The following is a 24045-nucleotide window of genomic DNA, read 5'->3' on the forward strand; positions in this document are numbered from 1 at the left end:
CACAATTTCGCCTCAACACTTCTTGCCCACTAGCTCTTAACTCAATTCTGGGTGCGAAGTTTCCAGCCAGTTAGAGACTGTGTCATACAAACTCTCAGCCTGGGCAAGGCATTCATCCATTGTGCTATCGGTCACTAAATCACCAGAGTAGTCAGCCACATTGCGCTGCTTTCTCAGGCTATCCAATACAATCATCTGGTCGATATCGATACCAACCGTTTTAGGTAAAGACTGAATCATCGTTTGATGGTGGCCGGGCTTGCTCGTTAGTGTGCGAAAGCCACTAGCTTGCAGTGACAAATTGGCCAACTGCATAATCGCTTTATAAGCCATATCAAACTTATTCTCGTTACTCAGCCCATCAATTCTCGCATCCGCAATATTTCGTTGAGCCGCTTCAAGTAAACGATTTATCGCGCCAGCATCTGGTGCAATTTCTTCCAGGCTTTTACCTATTAAATTATCCAATGTCATCCTTGGTTCCTATTACAAATAGTTTGGGTTTCTCCATCACATCCTTGATGAAGTTGTTTTGCTCTTTTCTCGCCTGTTGCCATTCGGCGTGGCTATAAACCTTCGGGTTTATCTCTCTCCCCAAAGTTTCTTGCGCTGGGTAAAGTGCCTTCACCACATCGGCAAATGCCACTTCTCCAATTACCAATACATCGACATCACTTTCAGCTGTTGCTTTACCACTTGCGACCGAACCGAATACAAAAACTGCATCGATTCCTTCCGCCAATGACCGTAACTGCTCAGCTAATACATCAGCAACACCTGATGTTTTGCGCAGTATGCTCGCGAGCTCCTCATAAATGGGGCAATCTTTATTAGCCCGGTAATAAACCTGCTTACCTTGCGGGTCTTTAACTAACAAACCTGCTTCTGCCAGCTTGCTAAGCTCTTTATGCAAGGTGCCCGCAAGCGTACCGGTCAAACGCGCAATTTCGCGCACGTGGTAGCTGCTATCGGGTTGCAGTAGCAATAATCCCAGCACGCGACGGCGATATTCTTTAAACAGTATTTCAGCAAGTGGTGACGACATAATATTATCATTGAAGCTTTTCACGCTTCATTTGTAGTCTTTTTTGCTACACAAATCAAGTTTTGCTGAAATGCCAGTCAGTTAACTAATGATCAACATTTCCTAAACTGGTCGAGTTCTATTATTCCTATTTTGGTTTATCAAGCCGCTTTGTTTGTTCAACAAACTTATCAAAGTCACTTGTTTCAGTCTCTTTTGAAACTCGTCTCTGCACTACATACTTATCGTACTCAGCTTCAGCGAGTTGTTTAGCGATCTTCTGAGAGATCTTTCCTGCATTTGAAAGAACTGAGTGATCGTTAAACTCCAAAAAGGCATCTAACTTATCAGCCCATTGCTGCATAGTCATAACTTGCTTTCGTCTAGCCTGATTTTCCGCATAGTCCAAATACATGGTAACCACGCGATTCAAATCATTTAATTCATCTTGAGTGAGATAGTTCTTGGCAACACTGACGTCTTTTTTGGAAATCGCACCGCCGCTCCAATTAGTTAACCCCATATTCGGTGCGCTACTATCGGCTCGCTCCTTAACCAATTCCGCAGCAGTATGACCATGAATAGCCCAATGTAGTTTATTCTGCACAGTAGCAAAGAAGACTTGACTGGTTTGCGCATTGGCATTGTAGTCACTAGCGGTACTGTAAATATCAGTGATCTTTTGATAGAAGCGTCTTTCAGATGCACGTATGTCACGAATGCGCTCCAAGAGCTCATCAAAATAATCAGCGTCCAGGTCTCGATCAGGATTTTTCAGACGCCCATCATCCATGGCAAAACCTTTGATCAGATATTCTTTCAGAACATCTGTCGCCCATTTTCTAAATTGCATACCTCGATTTGAACGAACACGATAACCCACCGCTAATACTGCATCTAGATTGTAGTGATCACGCAAGCGTTCCACGTCTCGCGCGCCCTCCCGGGCAACTGTCCGGAATTTCCGGATAGTTGAATCAGGTTCCAACTCACCTTCATCGTAGATATTTACCAAGTGCTCACTAATCGTTTTTGGTGACTTCTCAAACAACTCGGCTATCTGCTTTTGGCTAAGCCATAATGTATCGTCCTGCAAACGAATTTGCAGGCGTGTTTTACCATCCTGACTGGTAAACAGCGCAATAGGTAAAGCGGTTTTAATATCGTTCATACTCATTTCTCAAATGCCTTCCTTGGTTCCTATTACAAATAGTTTGGGTTTATCCACCATATCCTTGATAAATTTTTTTGATATCTGGGTTTATCCCCCAGTTGTAAACTTAAAATTTACGACTGATTTACCATGCTGGTTAGTTTGATTGATTTCTATATTGGCTCAATTCAATAATCTCAGCACTACTCTCAACCGTTTGCTTGTGCTTAATACCCTGCATAGGCGCTATCGAACTACCTAATAATTCACCCATTGCCTGAATGGGCCAGACACACTCTTTCTGGCCTTTAATCGTGCAAGGTCGATCTGCCAACCAAGCCGCTGTTCGATAGGGAGAAATATCCTCAACCTTCACATTATCGAACCACAGCATATGCTCGATATCACCTTTCATTTGATTCATCGTGCCTTGCACAGAACGATTGCAATCCGTATCAAAGCACAAAACCTGCAACAAAGGTTCGGCGCACTCCATCATTGTTTGGTCAGCACCGATCTTGAGTAAAGTATTCATAAAGGCATCTTGAAAATGCCAGTCCAACCTGACTAAGTCAGGCTTGGTTAAACAGGGAATAAACAAAGGGAAGCGGGTTACGTCGTGTACGAGCAAAATACAGTTTCGCCGCTGTAGCGTAATCAGGTTAGCGTGCCAGCCACTCAATGCGCTTTCTTTAATATCACCTTCTTTGCCCGATAGTGGTGGTGCATTTTTATCTGGCGGCAGGAAGCCTTGCTCATCGACTGGCAATTTGGCTGCTAGTTTTTTGGTGGCGTGGATTTTGATCATTTAGCTATCTCTTCGTTAAGATATACCACTAACCTGCTCCTTGAGACTCGTTTGCCTCACCCGCACTATCTTTCGACACGCTTTCATAATGAAAATGCGTAAGCTCCGATGTCAGATAATCATCCATCAACAACTTTATAAACAAATCCTTCGACACCTTCGTATCTAAACCGATTTTTGTTTCATCCTCATTTAACCGAATACGGTTTGCCAATTTAGGGAAAGTCTTACAAAAAGAGATGATCTGGTTATTTTCTATATTTGCTTGTAATACGGGAGAAGCTTTGCCACTTTAATAGAACGCCTTGCATATTTGATATCATCTAGAAGCTCATGGAGCACCTCAGCATTTTCAACTAGCTCAATCTCTTCAATCGCATTAATACCCGCTGTGCTTCGCTCTTTATAATCGAATCAAAGCCAAAAGCCTTCTCAATCGCGCTTAGATCAAATACAAATGATTCACCCGCAATTCTCGCTAATTGAAAACCAGGGCTTACCCTCAAGAACTCATCCTCAATCTTCTTCAGCCTAGTATCAGGGATGCTTTTGAGCGAAATAAGACGGGTAAATTGATAGGCTATACACGTCACGTTCCTTCGCTCGTTGCCATGGGTTGGCTACAACTTTGTTTTTCTAGGAAAATTTAAGTCTAAACTTTGTTGCTGATTACTACCCCTGAACCATTCTTTATCGTGAGTCTGAGTGTTAGGGAAATGAGCCTGAATGTCAACGATGGACATTGAGATGTAGCGAGTCAGGAAGTCGGGTATTCAGAAGCTTAAGTTGGATTTATAGGTGAGATATAAACAAGAAATTGGTCGGGGCGAGAGGATTTGAACCTCCGACCACATGCACCCCATGCATGTACGCTACCAGGCTGCGCTACGCCCCGACACTCATTTGCTCAAGGTATAAGGGGTGTTCCTCAAGCGGGTGCGAATAATAACCTAACTCTCTAAATAAATAAAGAAATCTGTTATTAAACATCAAGAATAAAAAAACGCCCACGTCAGCGAGCGTTTTAGCATTGTGCTCAGATGTTTTAGCTGTTGAGTACCACTAAAACTTCTTCAAGCTCAGCGATCATCTGATGAATTATTTGATGATACTGCGTAGAGTCTTCTACGCTATCTTCGCTAGTGAGCTTTTGCTTAGCTCCCCCGATCGTATAACCTTGATCATACAACAAGCTGCGAATCTGACGAATCGTCAATACATCTTGCCTCTGATAATAACGGCGATTACCGCGTCGCTTCACAGGCGACAACTGAGGAAACTCTTGCTCCCAGTAGCGCAAAACATGAGCCTTTACACTACAAAGGTCGCTCACCTCACCTATAGTGAAGTAGCGTTTGCCCGGTATCGGGGGCAGTTCATCGTTATGACTGGGTTCCAGCATATGCTTCTACTTTCGCTTTTAACTTCTGTCCAGGACGAAACGTAACCACTCTACGAGCAGTTATCGGAATCTCTTCACCCGTTTTAGGATTGCGTCCAGGTCTCTGTTTTTTATCTCGAAGATCAAAATTCCCGAACCCGGAAAGCTTCACTTGTTCATTATGACCAAGGGAGGATCTGACTTCGTCAAAAAATGACTCCACCATCTCCTTTGCTTCCCTTTTATTCAAGCCTACTTCTTCATAGAGGCGCTCAGCCATATCAGCCTTTGTTAAAGCCCCCATAGATTCAACTCCTTAGTATTGCACCAAATCGGTCTTTTAATACGTCAATTATATCGTTGAAGGTTTGGGTAATCTCATCGTCATTCAATGTTCTTTCAACATGTTGCCAAGTCGCACCGATGGCTAAACTCTTTTTGCCTGGCTCAACACCCTGCCCTTGGTACACATCGAACACTTTCAGATCGATAAGGTAATCACCTGCCTTTTCGATGATTGAAGACCTCACATCTCCAAACTCTACTTCTTTATTAACAATGATAGCTAAATCTCTGCGAACTTCCGGAAATTTCGAAAATTCTTTACATTGCGGCACGTTACCTTTAACGATTTGATCTAAGCATAGCTCAAATAAATAAACTGGGCCATTTAAATTCTGCGATTTATGAATTTCTGGGTGTAAAGCGCCCAAATATCCAATTATTTCACCATTTTTAACAATTTCAGCGGTTTGGCCAGGGTGAAGAGCAGGTAAATTGCCCTTTCTAAACAGAAATTCTCCCCCTAAACGAGAAAAAAGCGATTCCAAATCTGCTTTTACATCGAAAAAGTCGATTGCAGCGTTTTCATTGGCCCAGTTTTCAGGCTGGCGATTGCCACTTACAACAGCCGCTAACATTGGAACCTGTTCTAAATCATCACCCTTTTTAACAAACCTCAACCCTGTTTCGAAAAACCGTACTCTATCCTGTTGGCGGTTTTGATTGTACATCAGCGCTTTCAACAAACCAGTCCATAGCGTGGTTCTCATCACAGACAAGTCTGCAGATATTGGGTTGGCCAGCGCAATGCCTTCATGCTCTGGGTCTAGCTTCTGTTGTAGCTCTGGGTCTACAAAGCTATAGGTGATCGCTTCTTGATAGCCTAAGGTAACCAAGTGATTTTGGATTTCTGCTATCGGCGTGATTGACTCATCGTTGGGTTTCAACGCCAAACTGCCAACAGGGCTGGTAACAGGCAAGTTGTTGTAACCGTAGATTCGTCCGATCTCTTCAATCAAGTCAGCTTCGATTGATATGTCAAATCGATAAGAAGGAACTCTTATTAACCAGCCATCTTTAGTCAGCTTCTCAATAAACAAACCAAGCCGGGTGAGTATTTCTTCAACTTCTGTTTTGCCCACTTTTAACCCAAGCAACGATTCAACGCGAGCATATCGTAGTTCTACTAATTCTCTCGATGGCAAGTCTGCTTTCGAAACTTTTTCTGAAACAGGCCCCGCATCACCACCGACTATTTCCAGTAACAACTCAGTAGCTCGCTCTATCATGTTCCGCTGAAGCTTATAATCAACACCTCTTTCAAAGCGATGAGATGAGTCAGTATGCAAGCCATAAGAACGAGCCTTACCAGCGATGCTTATTGGATCAAAGTAGGCACATTCGAGAAAGATATTTACCGTGCTGTCACTAACTGCTGAAGACTCTCCCCCCATTACACCGGCTATTGCCAGTGCTTTTTCTTCATCTGCAATAACGAGGGTGTCAGAGCGCAACTCTACATCCTGCCCATCCAGCAACGTAATTTTTTCTTGCTCGCTTGCCATTCGTACATTAATAGACCCAGATAGCTTATCCAAGTCAAAAGCGTGCATTGGCTGACCAAACTCAAGCAAAATGTAATTAGTCACATCAACAACCGGGTCAATGCTTCTCAACCCGCTCCGCCTCAACTTCTCTTTCATCCAAAGCGGAGTTTCGGCATTTACATTAATGCCATTGATAATACGTCCTATATACCTCGGGCAGAAAGCAGGCACATCGATGTTGATCGCAAACGAATCGTTAATGCTCGGCTCTAATGTGTTGATCTTGGGCTGCTCTACCAGAGTCTTGTTTAATACACCCACTTCTCTGGCCAACCCAGCAATAGATAAACAGTCACTCCGGTTGGGGGTTAAATCCACCTCAATCATCCGGTCATTTAACTTCATGTATTCCCTAAAGTCTTGACCAACAGGCGCATTAGCCGGTAGCTCCATTAAACCGTCAGAAGATTCTGCCATCCCAAGTTCAGACTCGGCACAAAGCATTCCCTGAGACTCTACCCCTCTCAGCTTCGCTTTTTTGATTTTGAAATTACCAGGCAGTACTGCACCAACCATTGCAAAAGGTACTTTTAGTCCGGCTCTAACATTTGGTGCGCCGCATACAACCTGGAAGGTCTCATCGCCGGCGTTAACCTGGCAGACACTTAACTTATCAGCGTCCGGGTGTTTATCAGCAGACAATACCTCACCAACAACAATACCAACAAATTCACCGGCAACCAGCTCTACACCATCAACCTCTAAACCAGCCATGGTAATCTGTGAAACCAACTCCTCTGTATTGATATTGGGATTAACCCACTCCCTAAGCCACTGTTCGCTGAATTTCATTATCTTCTCACTAATATGCTGTTGTATCGAAAAGTCTATTTGCCTTAATTCTGGGCGAGCATTACCCGCTCCCTTTTCGATATATAAATACAAACGACAAAAATATTACTAATGACGAACGGAGATAAACCATCCGCCTTTAACAACCCAACCTAATTTTTGGCAAGTATTGATCTATTTAAACTGGTTTAAAAAGCGTAAGTCGTTCTCAAAGAACATTCTCAAGTCATTTACGCCGTAACGGAGCATAGCCAAACGTTCTACACCCAAGCCAAATGCAAAACCTGAATATTTTTCCGCATCCACACCGCTCGCTTCAAATACTTTAGGGTGAACCATGCCGCATCCCATTACTTCCAGCCACTTGGTATTCCCTTCTGCGTCCTGTCCCCACTCAATATCGACTTCTGCTGATGGCTCTGTAAACGGGAAATAAGAGGGTCTGAACCTGACTTTCAAGTCTTTTTCGAAGAATACTCTCAAGAACTCTTCTATAGTGCTTTTAAGATCTGCAAAACTAACATTTTCTTCAACAAGCAGGCCTTCTACCTGGTGAAACATCGGTGTATGCGTTTGATCAGAGTCACAGCGATAGACTCTGCCGGGGCAGATCATTCGAAAAGGAGGCTTGCCTAACTCCATCGTCCGAATCTGGACTGGTGAAGTGTGTGTTCTCAATAATGAGTTTGCATTAAAGTAAAAGGTGTCATGCATCGCTCTTGCAGGGTGGTGCCCTGGAATATTAAGCGCTTCGAAGTTATGGTAGTCATCTTCAATTTCAGGCCCCACTTCAACAGAGTAACCTGACTGAGAAAAGAACTGCTCAATACGTTGCATTGTTTTTGTAACAGGATGCAAACCACCAAGTTCCTGACTACGCCCAGGTAACGTCACATCAACCGCTTCTGATTCAAGCTTTGCGTTAAGCTGTTGTTGCTCTAAACCTTGTTTTTTCTCTACGATAACAGCCTGGACTTTCTCTTTCGCCTTGTTGATAAGGGCGCCAGCTTTAGGTCGATCTTCTGGAGAGAGTTTTCCCAGAGTTTTTAATTGCTGAGTGATTTGACCTTTCTTTCCAAGAAAGTCTACGCGAACCTGGTCTAACTCTTGTACCGTTTGGGCTTTTTCTGCGGCTTCTAGGCCCTGTGTAACTAATTGATCAAGATTATCCATCTAACCTGCTCCAAAACAAAAATAGGGGAAGAGCTGACTCTTCCCCTATTGTTCGACCACATTAATTTAAAAGTGCTTGCTTTGGATAGCGTCTACTATTAAAACAGTATTAGCAATAAAACTTTGCACTGATAAATTTATGCTTATTGCATACTTCTACAATCGAGAAGATCGACTTAAGCAAGCGCTGCTTTAGCGGTTTCTACAACTGCTGCAAATGCATTCTTCTCATTCATCGCCAAGTCAGCTAGCACTTTACGATCAATCTCAACATTTGCTTTTTTCAGTCCTGCAATCAAACGGCTATATGACAAACCGTTGATACGAGCTCCAGCATTAATACGAGCGATCCATAGAGCACGGAACTGACGCTTACGCTGACGACGGTCACGGTAAGCATACTGACCTGCTTTAATAACCGCCTGTTTAGCTACTCTAAATACTCGACTACGAGCTCCATAGTAACCTTTTGCTTGCTTTAGAACTTTTTTGTGACGACGACGTGCGTTCACACCACGTTTTACGCGAGGCATATTACAATCCTTCTATCTAATCTTTAATAAGGCGATTATTAAGCTAACATACGCTTGATCAATGGCTGATCACTCGCTGCTACTTGCTTACAACCACGTAACTGACGCTTACGCTTGGTGCTTTTCTTAGTCAGAATATGGCTGGTGAAGGATTGCTTGTGCTTGAATCCGCTAGCTGTCTTTTTAAAGCGCTTTGCTGCCCCGCGCTTGGTTTTCATTTTTGGCATAATACATAACTCCGCATTCGTTAATAAAAGGAGCAACTCAGAAAATAGAAAATCCCTCCAAGTGCATATCTGTAATTCAGATACTCTTCAGAGAGATCTATTAACGTCAACGTTACTTTTTCTTTTTCGGGGCGATTACCATCATCATCTGCCGACCTTCCATCTTCGGCCTTTGTTCAACAGCACCATACTCTTCCAAATCACTTTCGATTCGGTTAAGCAGCTGCATGCCAATCTCCTGATGAGCCATCTCGCGACCTCGGTAACGAATAGTTACCTTAGCCTTATCCCCGGCTTCAAGGAAACGTATCAGGTTGCGCAGTTTTACCTGATAATCCCCTTCTTCCGTCCCTGGTCTTAATTTAATTTCTTTAACCTGGGTCTGTTTTTGCTTCTTGCGCTGTGCCGCTTTCTGCTTCTTCTCTTCAAAAACCTTTTTTCCGTAGTCCATAATTTTACAGACTATCGGATCAGAGTCGGCTATTTGAACCAAGTCGAGACTGGCTTTCTGAGCCATATCCAAGGCTTCTTCCATCGCTACAACCCCAACCTGGTCACCGTCCGCATTTATTAGGCGGCACTCTGTAGCTGTAATATTTTGGTTAATTGGAGCTTTTTTTGCTCGGCTACCCTGACTATTACGCTTAATTGTTATTACTCCGTTGTTATCCGACCTTTTTTCGCCATTTCTTTTTGGAATACCACTTCAAGCTCTTCCAACGTCATAACACCCAAGTCTTCACCTGTGCGGGTGCGAATAGCGACCGTTTTATTCTCTACTTCCTTATCACCGATAACCAATAGATAAGGAATCTTGTTTAATGTGTGCTCACGGATTTTAAATCCAATCTTCTCGTTTCTCAAGTCTATATGTACTCGATATCCAAGATCTTGCAATTTTTCTGACAATTTTAGGCAATAATCGTCTTGACGGTCGGTAATATTGAGAATCGCAACTTGCTCAGGCGCCAACCAAAATGGAAATGCGCCCTCATAGTGCTCAATCAAGATACCAATAAATCGCTCAAACGAACCTAAAATAGCCCTATGCAACATAACAGGCGTTTGTCGACTTTGATCGTCAGATACATACTGTGCACTCAGTCGGCCCGGCATTGAAAAATCAACCTGTATGGTTCCACACTGCCAAACACGCCCAATACAGTCCTTCAATGAAAACTCAATTTTAGGACCATAGAAAGCACCTTCACCAGGAAGTAATTCCCAATCAAGCCCTTTGCTATTCAGCGCTTCTTCAAGTGCTGCTTCGGAACGATCCCAAACCTCATCAGAACCCACTCGTTTCTCTGGTCGAGTGGACAACTTCAGCAGCACATCCTCAAAACCAAAATCGCGATAAACCTCAAACAACAGATCGATGAAGCGGCTCACCTCTTCCTGCATCTGCTCTTCAGTACAAAATATGTGAGCATCATCCTGAGTAAAGTTCCTAACGCGCATCAAACCGTGCAGCGTTCCTGAAGGTTCATTCCTGTGACAGGACCCAAACTCCGCAAGGCGCAAAGGGAGGTCTTTATGACTTTTTAAGCCTTGGTTAAATATCTGTACATGACATGGGCAGTTCATGGGTTTAACTGCAAAATCACGACTTTCTGAATGCGTGGTAAACATCATGTCGCTGAATTTATCCCAGTGACCCGACTTCTCCCAAAGTGTTCTATCAACCAGCTGCGGGGTTTTAACCTCTTCATAGCCTTGGCGATTTAAAAGGTTGCGCATGTAGCTTTCGAGAACATTGTAAATAGTCCAACCTTTGGAATGCCAAAACACCATTCCCGGCGCTTCTTCCTGGGTATGAAACAGGTTCAACTTCTTCGCTATCTTTCGGTGATCCCTCTTTTCTGCCTCTTCAAGCCTGTGAACATAAGCTTTTAGGTCTTTCTTGTTTGACCAGGCAGTGCCGTAGATACGCTGAAGCATTTCATTATCGGAATCTCCACGCCAGTATGCTCCTGCCACCTTCATTAATTTGAAGGCTTTTATATTCGCAGTCGAAGGAACATGCGGGCCACGGCAGAGGTCAATAAAGTCTCCCTGACTATAAAATGACAGATCTTCATCACCCGGAATATCACGAATAATCTCGACCTTGTACTTCTCTCCTTTTTCCTCAAATAAGGCAATAGCCTCGTCGCGAGACATGACCGAACGACTTACGGGCAAAGCCGCTTTCGCCAGCTCACTCATTCTCTTTTCAATTTGAGTTAAATCTTCAGGAGTAAAGGGGCGCTCAAAGGCAAAATCGTAGAAAAAGCCATCTTCGATAACCGGGCCTATTGTGACCTGCGCAGAAGGAAATAGCTGTTGAGTTGCCATAGCCAGAAGGTGAGCGGTGGAATGCCTGATTATTTCTAACCCTTCTTCATCACGATCCGTTATGATCGCTAAATCCACATCATTTTCGATGACATATGATGTGTCAACCAGCTCCCCATTAACCTTGCCAGCTAAAGCTGCTTTAGCGAGCCCGGGACCAATATCAGCTGCAACACCTGCAACCGTTGTGGCGCTATCAAAAGCGCGCTGACTTCCATCCGGAAGAGTGATGACTGGCATACTATAAAACCCCTTTCAGTGGTGATCCCCACTAAAGATCACATGATTAAAAATTCGAACGGGCGATTCTAGCAAGATGAAATAGCGATTGCCATCAGAAAGAACTCGTTAATATACAAATAGATGATGCGCGTATAAGAAATGCAGCTATTGAGAGGGCGTTTTAGTTACGGTCAAACAAAAAAGCAGGCTTGTAGCGCCTGCTTTTTTATATCCCTATATAATCGGTCAATCAACGTCCCTTCGCCGCCACTGATTCCAACCTAACGCCATAAGCAGTAACAGTGCCGGGATAAACACCCACTCTTTGGTTGGACGATCTGTTTTAGCTTCTATCGCCATAATTTCCCAATCGAAGTCAATGCCAGCCTGCTCTGCCTGTGAGCCAAAGCCCATGCTGTCAACAAAGACTCTACCCTCTTCAGTTCTCAGCTCCAAACCTGACTCTTTCAATCTGTCTTGTGCGGTCTCCCCCTCTCCCATTGTGAGCATGACACGCTTATTAACGTGATCACCATCGAGTGTTTCACCCTCCACGATGATTCTCAACTGCCCCTCAATTGGCGTCTGATCAATCTGCTCGTATATTGTTTGCGCCCCCAGCTGCTCCAAGGGTGGGTAGACCATGTCCCACCAAAAACCTGGTCGAAACATCGTAAACGCAATCAGCACTAACACTAGAGACTCCCATATACGGGACTTAACCAACCAGTACCCTTGAGTTGCAGCGGAAAAGACAAGCATTGCAATGACCGCTGAAAATATCGTGAGTACCAGTTGATACCAGTGATCAATGCCTATGAGCAGCAATTGAGTATTAAAGATGAACATAAATGGCAGAATCGCGGTTCGTATATCATATGTGAACCCCTGCACCCCGGTGCGGATTGGATCTGCCCCCGATATTGCCGCCGCTGCATACGCCGCCAAACCAACAGGCGGCGTGTCATCAGCAAGAATACCGAAATAAAACACAAACAAATGAACAGCTATAAGAGGCACTATCAGCCCATGCTCAGCACCCAGAGAGACGATAACGGGTGCCATGAGTGTCGAAACAACAATGTAGTTTGCGGTGGTTGGCAACCCCATGCCAAGTATAAGACTGATAACGGCTGTAAAAACCAGCATCATAATCATAGAGCCACCCGAAATAAACTCGACAAACTCAGTCATCACCAAGCCTATGCCAGTTAACGTGACAGTTCCTACGACTATTCCGGCGGCTGCCGTTGCCACGCCAATACCTACCATATTTCGAGCACCAGTCACCAACGCATGAAAGCAGTCATCAATACCCTCAAGCACTGCACTCGTGTATTCTTTCTGCTTTCTAAAGAAGCTAAATAGTGGCTTTTGGGTTAATACAATAAACACCATGACCAATGTTGCCCAGAACGCGGATAAAGCTGGCGAGCGCTGTTCTACCGCCAGCATCCAAACCAGTACAACAACGGGCAACAGAAAGTGAAGCCCTGCGTTTACGGTTGGCCCCACTTCAGGTAGCCGAGTCATGTCAGAGGTTTCATCATCTATTTCCAACTCTGGATATTTTGAAGCATATTTAACCAGCGCAATATACGCGATCAGGAGTAATGGCGTCACGATATAGCCCGTAGAGTCCCCGGCCAACACCTTTATCCAGCCCATACCGTAATAGACCAGGAGCGTGAGAACCATCAGCCCGACAAATACAGTCATAAACGAAAGTAGCTTTTGACTCACCGTTGTTTTTACCGATCTCTGGATGCCCTGCATATTTAGCTTGAGTGCCTCCAAGTGAACAATATAAACCAAGGCTACATACGAAATTAATGCTGGCAAGATTGCATGCTTGATAACTTCCAGATAGGAAATCCCGACGTACTCAACCATAAGGAATGCTGCGGCTCCCATGATTGGAGGCGTTAACTGGCCATTAGTCGATGCCGCCACTTCCACTGCCCCTGCTTTGGTAGCAGGAAAGCCAACTCGTTTCATTAGTGGAATGGTAAATGTACCGGTCGTCACAACGTTCGCTATTGAAGAACCTGATATCAAACCACTTAAACCACTCGATACAACTGCCGCTTTTGCTGGGCCGCCTCTCATATGCCCGAGCAATGAGTAGGCAACTTTAATAAAATAGTTACCCGCACCAGCCCTTTCTAATAGCGCACCGAAAAGTACAAATAGAAACACAAAGCTTGCAGATACGCCGAGAGCAACACCAAAAACCCCCTCCGTCGTTAACCACTGGTGAGATATCGTTTTACTTAAACTGGCTCCCTTATGGGCGATAACGTCTGGCATATAAGGGCCGCCAAAGGTGTAGACCAGAAAAACCATCGCCACCACCATTAACGGTAACCCCAAGCTTCTTCTTGTTGCCTCAAGAAGCAATACCATACCAATAACGCCGATAACCAGGTCAAAGGCAATAGGCGCACCAGACCGCCCTGCCAGCTGGTCTTTAAATACCAGCAAATAGAGCGCACTCGCCACACCCAGCAATGCAAATACCCAGTCAATAACAGGAATGCGACCAGTGTTATTTTTAAACATCGGAAACGCAGTAAATGCTAAAAACAGAGCGAACGCTAAATGAATATACTTCGTCTGATCTTCGTTAAAAACACCAAAGTTGAATTCAAACGGCAGAGGAGAAGCAACCCAAAGCTGAAACAGTGACCAACAAAATGGCACTATAAGCAGGACTTTTGCGGGAATACCCGTAGAAGCTCTCCCCCCTGTCTCAGCTTGAAGAATATTATCTATCACTTCTCTATTTTCGGAATCAGTCACACTATCTGCGTCTGGTCTTTCGTCATTCATAACTGAGAAATACTCTGCTGGATAAACAAGAATTTGCTAAAACGTTTTTAGAAGCCTCTCGTTAAAAGAAACTACAAAAAACACTTCGCATAACTGTAAACAAATAATTGGAAACAAAAGGAGGAAACCTCCTTTTGTTTTATTCAAGCCTGGTTACTTAACTAAACCGGCTTCTTTGTAATACTTCACTGCACCGGGGTGGAGCGGCGCTGAAAGGGCGTCTTTAACCATTGCTTCTTTTTCAAGGTTTTCAAAAGCAGGATGGAGGCGCTTGAAGCTATCGAAGTTCTCAAATACGGCTTTAGTCACTTGATAGATTACATCCTCAGGCACGTTTGATGAGGTCACAAACGTGGCGCCTACACCAAATGTAGTCACGTCACTATCCGTTCCACGGTACATGCCACCAGGAATAGTTGCCTTACGGAAGTATGGGTTCTCAGAAATAAGCTTGTCTACTGCACCACCGCTAACCGGCACAATTACACTGTCACACGAAGTGGTAGCCTCTTTAATCGCCCCGGATGGGATGCCGACCACGTAAACCATCGCGTCAATCTTGTTATCACAAAGCGCTTTTGACTGCTCAGAAGGCTTAAGCTCAGAAGCAAGCTTAAAGCTATCCATTGTCCAGCCATTCTCGGACATCAGCAATTCCATCGTCGCACGTTGACCAGACCCGGCATTACCTACATTAACTCGCTTACCTTTTAGGTCTTCGAAGGTTTTAATACCAGAATCTTTACGAGCGACTACTGTAAACGGCTCTGGGTGAACAGAGAAAACTGCGCGCAAGTCTTTGTTTGCCCCTGAATCTGAGAACTTGCTTGTTCCATTATATGCGTGGAACTGCCAGTCACTCTGAACAATCCCCATATCAAGCTCGCCTTCACGAATAGTATTCAGGTTATAAATTGAACCACCGGTACTTTCAACTGAACAGCGGATGCCATGCTCTTTACGAGATTTATTAACCAAGCGACATATTGCACCACCTGTCGGATAGTAAACCCCTGTCACCCCTCCTGTTCCGATAGTAATGAAGCGTTGTTCTTTAGGTGTTGCATTCACACCCGCTGAAGCTGCGATACCAACGGTAGCCGCCATAATAACTGAAGCTATTTTCGTTTTTAGAGCCATACTGATTTCCCTTTATCTATATTCCCCTCACCTTACATCCAGTGAGAACAAAATTGGTCTTAATACATAAGTTCACAACATTAAACAATTTAAAAACTAGCTTATAAATACAATAAAATAAAGTAGTTACTGATAATTAAGCCCAAAAACAGGCACTCTTTTAGCCTTATATCATGGGTTATAAAACAGAAAAAGCCCGCAAAGCGGGCTTTTCAGGATATTTTCTTTTTAGCTGGCATTGGCCTCAGACAGCTTCGCCTTTGCCACCATTTTGTCTGGTCTTAGCAAGAACCTGGCTAATGCAGGCAGCAACCAGAGAGAACCAATCATATTCCAGATGAACATAAAGAACAGCAGTATGCCCATATCGGCCTGAAATTTAATCGGCGAGAATATCCAGGTGAATACGCCCACACCCAAAGTCACGCCAGTGAATGCTACCGCTTTACCCGTAGTACGTAGCGTTTCAAAATAAGCTTCCTGAAGAGGCTTCCCTTCGATCAGCAATTTTTCTAAGCGGGTGTAAATATAGATGCCGTAATCAACACCAATCCCCACACCCAGCGCTATCACGGGTAGTGTGGCAACCTTGATACCAATCCCCATTTGAGCCATCAACGCTTCACACAATACAGACGTTAAGCCGAGAGGCGTAACAATACAAATAACAGCACGGATCGAACGGAAAGTTATGAAGCAAAGGGTGCTCACAACAGCATAGACAAAAAACAGCATCATATCTTTAGCTTTTGATATAACCTGATTTGTCGCTGCCTCTACACCCGCATTTCCTGCACCAAGCAAGAAGGTGTAGTCCTCACTTGGGTTTTCTTCAACAAACTTTTCTACCGTTGCAACAACACTGTCCAGCGTTTCAGCTTTATGATCTTTCAAAAATGCCAAAACAGGTGTCATGTCACAGTTTGTGTTAATTAGACCTGACGGTGCGCGCTGTATAGACGAGTTGATGATGGTCTGGTTTCGGGATAAGTCAAACCACTTGAAGTTACCTTCGTTAAGCGCTTTGGTAACCAGCTTTGAAACAGTTACAAGAGATGCAGTTGATTCGACACCTGGAGAGTTTTCCAACGTCCACTGAAGCCTGTCCATTGCGTCCATAACGCGATAGTCAGTACACTTCTCTTTCTCCGTTTCGACCATAATAACCAGTACATCAGCACTGGTACTGTAGTTACTGATAATATACTCATTATCGACATTGTACCGTGAGTCGGGGCGAAGCTCAGGTGCACCTTTATCCAAGTCACCAATCTTAAGGTCCTTCTGATAATAGATTCCGAGGCCAAACCCTAGAATCGCTATTAGAATGGAAATTGGTGCAACACTGGGATGCGAGAAGAACGACATCAAGCGCCATTTTCGATCTTGTTTCTCCCCATGGTTTTGAACATGCCTAATGCCACCTTTACTAATACCTACATACGACATAATAAGCGGATGCAAAACAAGGTTTGTGATAATAATCACAGCAACCCCAACACCTGCTGCGACAGCGAGGTCTCTTATTACATCGATCTGAATAAATAGAAGCGTTAAGAAGCCAATTGCATCACTCACCAGCGCTAACATTCCGGGAATATAGAGCTGCCTGAATGCGAGCCTTGAAGAGGTCATGGCGTCAAAACCTTTAGCCGCTTCTACAGCCATTTGGTTAACGATCTGAACCCCGTGACTTATACCGATAGCAAAGACCAGGAACGGCACTAATACTGAGTATGGATCCATTCCATACCCCAGTAATCTCAAGATACCCAGTTGCCACAATACCGCCACAATTGAGGTTATAACCGGGACTATCGTTCCTGCAAAACAGCGCGAATACCAAAACAAAAAGATTGTCGTTAGTGTAATGGTCACCAAAGCAAACATTGCAATAGAGCCAATACCTTCGATCAAGTCACCTACTTTTTTAGCAAAACCGATAATGTGTATATTAATATTTGGATTAGGTTTGCCGTACTTCTCACGGATTTTCTCTTCCACCTCCAACGAGAACGCTTTGTAGTCTAGCGGTTCATTAGTTTCCGGATTGATTTCGAAAAGAGGTGCATAAATAATGGTCGATTTAAAGTCATCCGCAACGAGGCTCCCCACCTGACCAGACTTAAGAATGTTCTGTCGAAGGCTTTCTAAGCTATCCCTTGAACCGTTATAGCCATCAGGGATAACCGGCCCACCCTGAAACCCTTCTTCTGTCACTTCAACCCAACGCACATTGGGGGTCCATAACGATTTAAGCCCAGCTCGATTTACCCCAGATAGATAAAACATCTCATCTGTGATCTTTTGAAGCGTGCTCATATATTCTTCGGTGAATATATCGCCTTCTTCTACTGCAACCGCTATTTTGATGGAGTTTCCAAGGTTTTCCAGATCCTCTCGGTTCTCCATCATATTAACAATGAAGGGGTGCTCTAGAGGGATCAATCGTTCAAACGATGCATCTGGTTTTATATTGACGGCGTTGTAACCCAAAAACGCGGTCAAAAATAGAAACATAACCAGAATAAAAAAACGGTTATTAAAAATAACTCGTTCCAGGAAAGGCTCTGCCTTCGGTGTTAGTAGATAGTGTTCACCCTTATCATGCTTGGGGTTTGACATTCACTATTCCTCTTGCTCAAAAAGCGACAAATTCATTTTTAACACACCCCACCGTCAATCAAAAAACGAATGATTCATTCAGGTTATCTGTGTTAAAAACGTCTAATATGACAACAATAATTATTTAAAAAGTACTAGCGAACTATAATTTTCGCCCTGTAGGCCCGCTAATATCGACACCATGCTCACCCACCAACAGAAGATTTCCGTTTTTAAGCACATGAACAGAGGCCAACGCCTGTCTATTCTCTCGAATAACCGGCTGGAAAGACTCACCAGAATTTCCGCTAACCATGACAATACCGGAATTGCCTACAACAACAATAATGCCATCATCGCTATGCTGGGCAGCAATTAAAGTTGCTTCATTATTACTGTTTATACGTGTCCACCTGGCACCAAGATCAGTTGATCTATAGAGGTTTCCTCTCAGCCCAAACACTAACACTTCGTTGACATTACCCGTGCCGCTCACACCAAAAAACGACCCTTCATAAGGGCTATCAAGACTATCCCAGGTTTCACCGGCATCATTACTTCTAAAAATATTACCCGCCTCGCCAACAATGAAGAGAGAACCACCCACAACTTCTGTGATTGCATTCAAATGAAACCGGTCTTGATTCTCAATCCGGTCTGATACGTTAAACCAGCTCTTTCCACCATCTTCAGTTTCAAAGAAAAAGCCATATGCGCCAACAGCAAACCCTTTATTTTCGTTAGCAAACCAAACATCAAGCAGAGGCTTACTTGGCCCGGTTTCAGCATCAAACTGCGCATCTTCTAATCCAAACTGGGCCTCTTCTAATTGAAACTCTATATCTCCCTGCTGGTCTTCCGGGGCGGATTCAAGCTTTTCCTCAAGAGCAGACACCCTCTTTTCGGCGTGATCTATAACTTGCTGATTAGCCAGATTTCCGTCAAATTGTTTTTTCCATGTCACACCCGCATCACTCGAGTGCAAAATAATCGCTCCATGCCCTACAGCCCAACCATGTGTTTCAGTAGGAAAATGAACCGCAGTTAAGGTTACAGATACAGGAACACTTGCCTGAGTCCAGCTACTACCCTGGTCATCAGAATAAATAATATGCCCGCGCTCACCAACCGCAACGAGTCGCTTTCCAGCCTCTGCGACATCAAGCAACAGGGACTCATGAGCTATCTCAGTCTGCATTGCAGGCGCATCTAATACATCTTCTAATGCATGACTGGTAGACGAGATAAATACAGAAAGTAGGAAAAAAACCAATAACTGCGTTAGTAATTTATGAAAGCAGTGTCTCATTAGAGAAGCCTTTGTTATAACGATAGTATCATTCAGGATAGTAAAAACCGTTTCGTTCGCAACTAATCCCTTGCTCTAAATAAAAAAATTGAGGAAGAATTCTTAAACCCTCCCTCAGCTACCTCTTGGTAATTAACGCCCTCTTCTTCGGAGGGATGATGGCTTAAAGTATCGCTTATTAGGAATTTTATTTTCAAAGATTCGTGTTTCACGCTCTTCTGAATCCAACCCTTGGACATGATAACGACGAGCCTGCAAGTCATAAAAAACATCTAATGCAGTCCAGACACCAGGAAGCTCATAGAAGTTTTTCAAAAATGCCACACTTACACGCCATAATTCGCCTCGGTTGTCGTACTGGTCAACCATTGCAGCATTCCAGCTATCTTCATCGAGGTAAAATACTCGTTTCTTGTAGATATGACGTGAACCCTTCTTCAGATTTGCCTCAACCACATGCACTCGGTGCAATTCCCAGCGAGTAAGGTCTGGATTGATGTGCGAGACCCCTAGCAGATCTTTGTACTCGACATCACCCTGGCTCAATTTATAGCTGTTGTAAGGAATATAAACTTCCTTAAGCCCTTTATAAGCCCAGTCGTACCGATCAGGCGAACCATTATATAAGTCGGTATCATCAGCCGTACGCAGATTATCAGATGCCGCAATAGGAGAATCGTATGCCAGGTTTGGCGCTCGTCTTACACGTCGCTGCCCTGAGTTGTACCCCCAGGCTTGGCGCGGTTCTTTAATCTGATCCATTGTTTCATGAATCAGTACCGCCCCACCCGCCAGACGAGCTGGAGACTTCGTAAAAGACAGATAATAAAACAGAACGTTCTTTAACTTCTTTTCATTCCCTTCAGGGTTGTAGTAGTTAAAAAACACCTCTTGCTGAGATGTCACTGGTGTAAAGTCACCATTTCGCTGCACATTCACTTCAGATGAACGACGAGTAACAAACACGCCACGCCAGCGAGTAACATGATTCCATATGGCTTGAAGCCCCTTCTGACTCTCATCACCACTTAAGATTGGGAAAGGTACCCCGCCGTAGGCATTTTTAATACCGCTACCACCTCTTACCAACTCTCCTGTGGTTGCATTTTTAAATACGTTCTCTTCAACCCACTTTGGTGCAGCGTGCGTACGCCTCGATTGATACACCGGCATTTTATAAGTCGTTGGGTAGGTTTTGAAAAGCGCTAACTGTCCAGGTGTTAGCTTATCTTTATACTTTTCAACGTTTTGCGCAGTAATAGTAAATAATATTTTGTCGTTGGGAAACGGGTCAATATGGTGCTGGCCAGACTTCTTATACCCATCCGGCGCTTCCGTCAGCCCTCCAGTCCATTCAGGAATTGTTTTATCTTCATTTCCGGCTTTGATAGCACCGAAGGGTGTAAGCTCACCTTTCAGTTTCTGAGCCTCCTGAGAAGAGACTTTCGCATTAGCGCCTGCCGAGAAAAGCGAGAATATAATCAAACCGCTTAGCAGTATATTTCTTTTCTGCATATTATTACCTAGTACAAATCAAAGTTGATGATCGGCATAAAAACCTAACACCTGTGGATGTAAGTCCACGGTTATATTTTTTCCGTAAGCAAATTTATTATTATTCTGTCACACTTATTTTTATAACTACGGCCAAATTGAAATCAAGCTGGAAGCCAGCACTCCCTTCTTGAAATACACATTTGATACGTCCCTGCCCTCGATGCGCAAAACCATACTTCTGCTATAAATTATTCGTTCTGCCATTAAGAGTTAATGGCATCAACTTATAGAAAAATCGAGAAAGCACTGCTTACCCTATATATTTTTAGCATATTCCCAGTATCTGTCTATCAGTCCAAAGTGCTATTTTTGTTACTTAATGCTTTTTGAAACGACTTCGTAAACATCTTTAGACAGGCTTTCCTCACCCAATATTCGCTTTAACTGTCCTTGCATAAGCGCCTGACGGTCTTGATCAAACTTTTTCCAGCGAGTTAAGGGCGTAACTAATCTTGAGGCTATTTGCGGATTAAGCGTGTTGAGTTTAATTACATTATCTGCAAGAAACTCATACCCTGCCCCGCTCGCCATGTGGAAATTCACCAGACTCTGATTACAAAATGCACCAATTACAGAGCGGACTTTGTTTGGATTCTTAATATCGAACGCCTCGTGAGACATAAGGCTTTTTACGTTCTCCAACGTCCCATATTTGGGGCTTCCACACTGAATAGACAGCCACTGCTCAACAACTTGAGGGTCTTTGCTCCATCTTGCGTAGAAAGATTTTAAAGCGGCCTCACGCTGCTCTGAAAAGTCAGAGTTAACCAACGCGATCAATGAAGCACTTTGATCGGTCATATTTTCAGCGTTTGCGTACTGAGATTCAGCCAAGGCTAAAGCATCAGGGTCACCCGCTGACAGCAACAACGCCAACGCGGTGTTCTTCAACGACCTTCTGGCGATAGATGTAAAGTCCGCACTATACGGCACATCAAGATCAGAGTTATCGTGATAGCATTGCATAAGTTCAGGTTTTAGCTGATTGGCAAGCGTGTCCCGGACAAAGTTACGCGCATGATGGATCGCATCAACATTCGCAACCTCTGACAACTCAATCAGGTAAGACTCAGATGGCAGCAATAGCATTTTTGACAACAGCGCCTTGTCAATTGATTTACTTATTAGCAAACCTCTATACGCCTCTATTAACCGGGAGTCCACGGAGAGTGGTTCTCCTTTTATGTAGTCTTCTGACATTGAACGAATGATATCAACCGCGAGCTTTTGCCCTGCATCCCAACGATTGAAACCATCCGTTTCGTTGCTCATTAAAAACAGCAACTGGTCACGGCTATGAGTCTCTTTTAACCTAACCGGGGCAGAGAAGCCTCGAAGCAGAGAGGGCACAGGCGTCTTTTCTATATGCTGGAACACAAAGGTCTGTTCCTGCTCGACAAAATCCAGAACCAGCTCCGTTGGTGCGTTAGCAAACACAGCATCATCCTGTTGTATTAAAGGAATGTTGCACCCATTACTGTCAAGCAGCGCAAATGCAAAAGGTATATGAAACGGCTCGACTGCATCTCCAGCATTACTTGACGGACAAGACTGTTTAAGTGTTAGCGTAAAAGTCTGAGCTGACTTGTCATAACTATAATCAACATCAATTACCGGTGTTCCTGCAATATCGTACCAGCGTTTGAATTGCGTCAGGTCTTTACCACTCGCGTCCTGCATTGCCTGTATAAAATCATCCGTTGTTACCGCTTGACCATCATGGCGTTCAAAATAAAGATCACTCCCCTTGCGGAACAGCTCAGCACCCAACAAGCGATGGATCATACCGACAACTTCAGCGCCTTTTTCATAAATCGTTAGCGTATAAAAGTTTGATATCTCGATGAAAGATGCAGGTCTGACGGGGTGAGACATTGGGCCGGCATCTTCTGCAAACTGCGCCGTTCTTAGCAGATTTACATCTTCAATTCTTTTCACTGTGCGAGAGTTCATATCTGCTGAGAATTCAGCATCCCTGAAAACAGTAAAACCTTCTTTCAAGCTGAGCTGAAACCAGTCTCGACAAGTGACCCTGTTTCCAGACCAGTTGTGGAAGTACTCGTGAGCCACGATTGCTTCAATACGCTGATACGTTGCATCGGTGGCCGTGTCCGGTTTGGCCAGAACACAGGATGAGTTAAATATGTTTAGCCCTTTGTTCTCCATCGCCCCCATATTAAAGTCATCAACCGCAACAATCATAAAGATATCAAGATCATACTCGCGGCCATATACCTCCTCATCCCACTTCATAGAGGCTTTAAGAGAGTTTAACGCATGCTCACACTTATCTTTGTTTTGAGGCTCCACAAACATACGCAGATCGACTTTGCGACCGGTCATTGTGGTATATTGATCATCAATATTCAGCAGGTTACCAGCGACCAATGCAAACAGGTAACAGGGTTTTCTGAATGGGTCTTCCCAAGTAACGAAGTGCCGCCCATTATCCAGGTCGCCTTTATCTGTCTCATTTCCGTTTGATAACAACACAGGGTAAAGAGAATTATCCGCACAAATAGTTGTCTTAAAGCGAGACATAACATCAGGCCGATCAAGATAATAGGTAATTCTGCGAAACCCTTCCGCCTCACACTGCGTGCAAAACATCGATGAAGATTTATAGAGCCCCTCCAAGCAGGTATTTTCTTGAGGCCTTATCAAGGTTTCACATTCCAGGACAAACGTATCTGCAACATCTAAAACTTTCAGCCCCTCGGAGAGCTCTTCATACTGTCCCTTGTTCAGCAGCACACCATCAACAGCAACAGAGTTAAGTTCAAGTTCTACACCATCTAAATATAGATCTTTCGGTCTTGAGTCCGCATCAGGATTTCGCCTCACATCCAAACGAGATCTGACAATCGCATTTTTCTCGTTAAGATCGAAATGAAGTACGGTTTCATCAATCAAGAATGGTGGTTTTTTATAATCCTTAAGAAAAATGGTGCGTGGCTGAGCTTCTTTCATTCCCTGGCCTACTTTTAGAATTAATAGATATGTTTTAGTGTGAAAAACAGATTGCTAACATAGCCGCATATTATCGTTCCGGGCGGTAACAGCA

Annotated in this window: 19 protein-coding genes, 1 tRNA gene and 1 pseudogene; all 21 read right to left on the reverse strand. The window is 44.0% G+C overall.

Annotation, left to right across the window (positions count from 1 at the left end):
- Positions 1–36: 36 nt before the first annotated feature.
- The 21 genes and pseudogenes from MY523_RS10385 to pepN all read right to left on the reverse strand — a co-directional run bounded on the left by MY523_RS10385 (position 37) and on the right by pepN (position 23951).
- A complete protein-coding gene (locus MY523_RS10385) occupies positions 37–474 on the reverse strand; it encodes a HEPN domain-containing protein (RefSeq protein ID WP_250658695.1) in 438 nt (145 codons plus the stop codon).
- Positions 461–1045, reverse strand: a complete 585-nt coding sequence (locus MY523_RS10390; protein ID WP_250658696.1) for a nucleotidyltransferase domain-containing protein — start codon at positions 1043–1045, stop codon at positions 461–463. The genes MY523_RS10385 and MY523_RS10390 overlap by 14 nt, the downstream gene beginning before the upstream one ends.
- 127 nt (positions 1046–1172) lie before the next feature.
- Complete coding sequence (locus MY523_RS10395; RefSeq protein ID WP_250658697.1) at positions 1173–2195, reverse strand: virulence RhuM family protein; 1023 nt, start codon at positions 2193–2195, stop codon at positions 1173–1175.
- A 139-nt stretch (positions 2196–2334) separates the two neighbouring features.
- A complete protein-coding gene (locus MY523_RS10400) occupies positions 2335–2985 on the reverse strand; it encodes a DUF6933 domain-containing protein (RefSeq protein WP_250658698.1) in 651 nt (216 codons plus the stop codon).
- A 28-nt stretch (positions 2986–3013) separates the two neighbouring features.
- Positions 3014–3253: pseudogene (locus tag MY523_RS21940) on the reverse strand (Kiwa anti-phage protein KwaB-like domain-containing protein); the annotation flags it as partial.
- 88 nt (positions 3254–3341) lie between these two features.
- Positions 3342–3578, reverse strand: coding sequence for a Kiwa anti-phage protein KwaB-like domain-containing protein (locus MY523_RS21945; RefSeq protein ID WP_370301505.1), 237 nt, complete (start codon positions 3576–3578; stop codon positions 3342–3344).
- 225 nt (positions 3579–3803) lie between these two features.
- Positions 3804–3880 (reverse strand) — tRNA-Pro (locus MY523_RS10405).
- A 150-nt stretch (positions 3881–4030) separates the two neighbouring features.
- The gene (locus MY523_RS10410) at positions 4031–4387 is read right to left on the reverse strand and encodes a MerR family transcriptional regulator (protein WP_250658699.1); all 357 of its coding nucleotides are present in this window, start codon (positions 4385–4387) and stop codon (positions 4031–4033) included.
- Positions 4368–4670, reverse strand: a complete 303-nt coding sequence (gene ihfA / locus MY523_RS10415) for an integration host factor subunit alpha (RefSeq protein ID WP_250658700.1) — start codon at positions 4668–4670, stop codon at positions 4368–4370. Before ihfA ends, MY523_RS10410 begins: the two co-directional genes overlap by 20 nt.
- Positions 4671–4674: 4 nt before the next feature.
- Entirely contained in the window at positions 4675–7050 is a 2376-nt protein-coding gene (pheT, locus tag MY523_RS10420; protein ID WP_338021779.1) for a phenylalanine--tRNA ligase subunit beta, read from the reverse strand.
- A 171-nt stretch (positions 7051–7221) separates the two neighbouring features.
- On the reverse strand, positions 7222–8220 hold the full coding sequence (gene pheS / locus MY523_RS10425) for a phenylalanine--tRNA ligase subunit alpha (RefSeq protein WP_250658702.1): 999 nt from the start codon (positions 8218–8220) through the stop codon (positions 7222–7224).
- 176 nt (positions 8221–8396) lie between these two features.
- Positions 8397–8753: a 50S ribosomal protein L20 gene (gene rplT, locus MY523_RS10430; RefSeq protein ID WP_250658703.1), complete on the reverse strand. Its 357-nt coding sequence runs from the start codon at positions 8751–8753 to the stop codon at positions 8397–8399.
- Between the two features lie 38 nt (positions 8754–8791).
- Positions 8792–8980, reverse strand: a complete 189-nt coding sequence (rpmI, locus tag MY523_RS10435) for a 50S ribosomal protein L35 (protein WP_250658704.1) — start codon at positions 8978–8980, stop codon at positions 8792–8794.
- A 112-nt stretch (positions 8981–9092) separates the two neighbouring features.
- Entirely contained in the window at positions 9093–9635 is a 543-nt protein-coding gene (gene infC / locus MY523_RS10440) for a translation initiation factor IF-3 (RefSeq protein WP_370301525.1), read from the reverse strand.
- Positions 9635–11557, reverse strand: a complete 1923-nt coding sequence (thrS, locus tag MY523_RS10445; protein ID WP_250658705.1) for a threonine--tRNA ligase — start codon at positions 11555–11557, stop codon at positions 9635–9637. The genes infC and thrS overlap by 1 nt, the downstream gene beginning before the upstream one ends.
- Before the next feature lie 228 nt (positions 11558–11785).
- On the reverse strand, positions 11786–14371 hold the full coding sequence (locus MY523_RS10450; RefSeq protein WP_250658706.1) for a TRAP transporter permease: 2586 nt from the start codon (positions 14369–14371) through the stop codon (positions 11786–11788).
- 153 nt (positions 14372–14524) lie between these two features.
- The gene (locus tag MY523_RS10455; RefSeq protein WP_250658707.1) at positions 14525–15511 is read right to left on the reverse strand and encodes a TAXI family TRAP transporter solute-binding subunit; all 987 of its coding nucleotides are present in this window, start codon (positions 15509–15511) and stop codon (positions 14525–14527) included.
- A 228-nt stretch (positions 15512–15739) separates the two neighbouring features.
- Positions 15740–18136, reverse strand: coding sequence for an efflux RND transporter permease subunit (locus MY523_RS10460; protein WP_250658708.1), 2397 nt, complete (start codon positions 18134–18136; stop codon positions 15740–15742).
- A 142-nt stretch (positions 18137–18278) separates the two neighbouring features.
- Positions 18279–19424 (reverse strand): WD40/YVTN/BNR-like repeat-containing protein, encoded by a 1146-nt coding sequence (locus tag MY523_RS10465; protein WP_250658709.1) that lies wholly within the window; start codon positions 19422–19424, stop codon positions 18279–18281.
- 132 nt (positions 19425–19556) lie between these two features.
- Complete coding sequence (locus MY523_RS10470) at positions 19557–20939, reverse strand: DUF1329 domain-containing protein (protein ID WP_250658710.1); 1383 nt, start codon at positions 20937–20939, stop codon at positions 19557–19559.
- A 354-nt stretch (positions 20940–21293) separates the two neighbouring features.
- Entirely contained in the window at positions 21294–23951 is a 2658-nt protein-coding gene (gene pepN, locus MY523_RS10475) for an aminopeptidase N (RefSeq protein ID WP_250658711.1), read from the reverse strand.
- Positions 23952–24045: the final 94 nt, after the last annotated feature.

The sequence above is a fragment of the Alkalimarinus coralli genome (genome assembly GCF_023650515.1).
GTDB classification, from domain to species: Bacteria; Pseudomonadota; Gammaproteobacteria; order Pseudomonadales; family Oleiphilaceae; genus Alkalimarinus; species Alkalimarinus coralli.

Bases quoted from the DNA above. Each gene is read 5' to 3' on its own strand.
- MY523_RS10385 (WP_250658695.1), bottom strand. From the start codon at position 474: ATGACATTGGATAATTTAATAGGTAAAAGCCTGGAAGAAATTGCACCA.
- MY523_RS10390 (WP_250658696.1), bottom strand. From the start codon at position 1,045: ATGTCGTCACCACTTGCTGAAATACTGTTTAAAGAATATCGCCGTCGC.
- MY523_RS10395 (WP_250658697.1), bottom strand. From the start codon at position 2,195: ATGAACGATATTAAAACCGCTTTACCTATTGCGCTGTTTACCAGTCAG.
- MY523_RS10400 (WP_250658698.1), bottom strand. From the start codon at position 2,985: ATGATCAAAATCCACGCCACCAAAAAACTAGCAGCCAAATTGCCAGTC.
- MY523_RS10410 (WP_250658699.1), bottom strand. From the start codon at position 4,387: ATGCTGGAACCCAGTCATAACGATGAACTGCCCCCGATACCGGGCAAA.
- ihfA (WP_250658700.1), bottom strand. From the start codon at position 4,670: ATGGGGGCTTTAACAAAGGCTGATATGGCTGAGCGCCTCTATGAAGAA.
- pheS (WP_250658702.1), bottom strand. From the start codon at position 8,220: ATGGATAATCTTGATCAATTAGTTACACAGGGCCTAGAAGCCGCAGAA.
- rplT (WP_250658703.1), bottom strand. From the start codon at position 8,753: ATGCCTCGCGTAAAACGTGGTGTGAACGCACGTCGTCGTCACAAAAAA.
- rpmI (WP_250658704.1), bottom strand. From the start codon at position 8,980: ATGCCAAAAATGAAAACCAAGCGCGGGGCAGCAAAGCGCTTTAAAAAG.
- thrS (WP_250658705.1), bottom strand. From the start codon at position 11,557: ATGCCAGTCATCACTCTTCCGGATGGAAGTCAGCGCGCTTTTGATAGC.
- MY523_RS10450 (WP_250658706.1), bottom strand. From the start codon at position 14,371: ATGAATGACGAAAGACCAGACGCAGATAGTGTGACTGATTCCGAAAAT.
- MY523_RS10455 (WP_250658707.1), bottom strand. From the start codon at position 15,511: ATGGCTCTAAAAACGAAAATAGCTTCAGTTATTATGGCGGCTACCGTT.
- MY523_RS10460 (WP_250658708.1), bottom strand. From the start codon at position 18,136: ATGTCAAACCCCAAGCATGATAAGGGTGAACACTATCTACTAACACCG.
- MY523_RS10465 (WP_250658709.1), bottom strand. From the start codon at position 19,424: ATGAGACACTGCTTTCATAAATTACTAACGCAGTTATTGGTTTTTTTC.
- MY523_RS10470 (WP_250658710.1), bottom strand. From the start codon at position 20,939: ATGCAGAAAAGAAATATACTGCTAAGCGGTTTGATTATATTCTCGCTT.
- pepN (WP_250658711.1), bottom strand. From the start codon at position 23,951: ATGAAAGAAGCTCAGCCACGCACCATTTTTCTTAAGGATTATAAAAAA.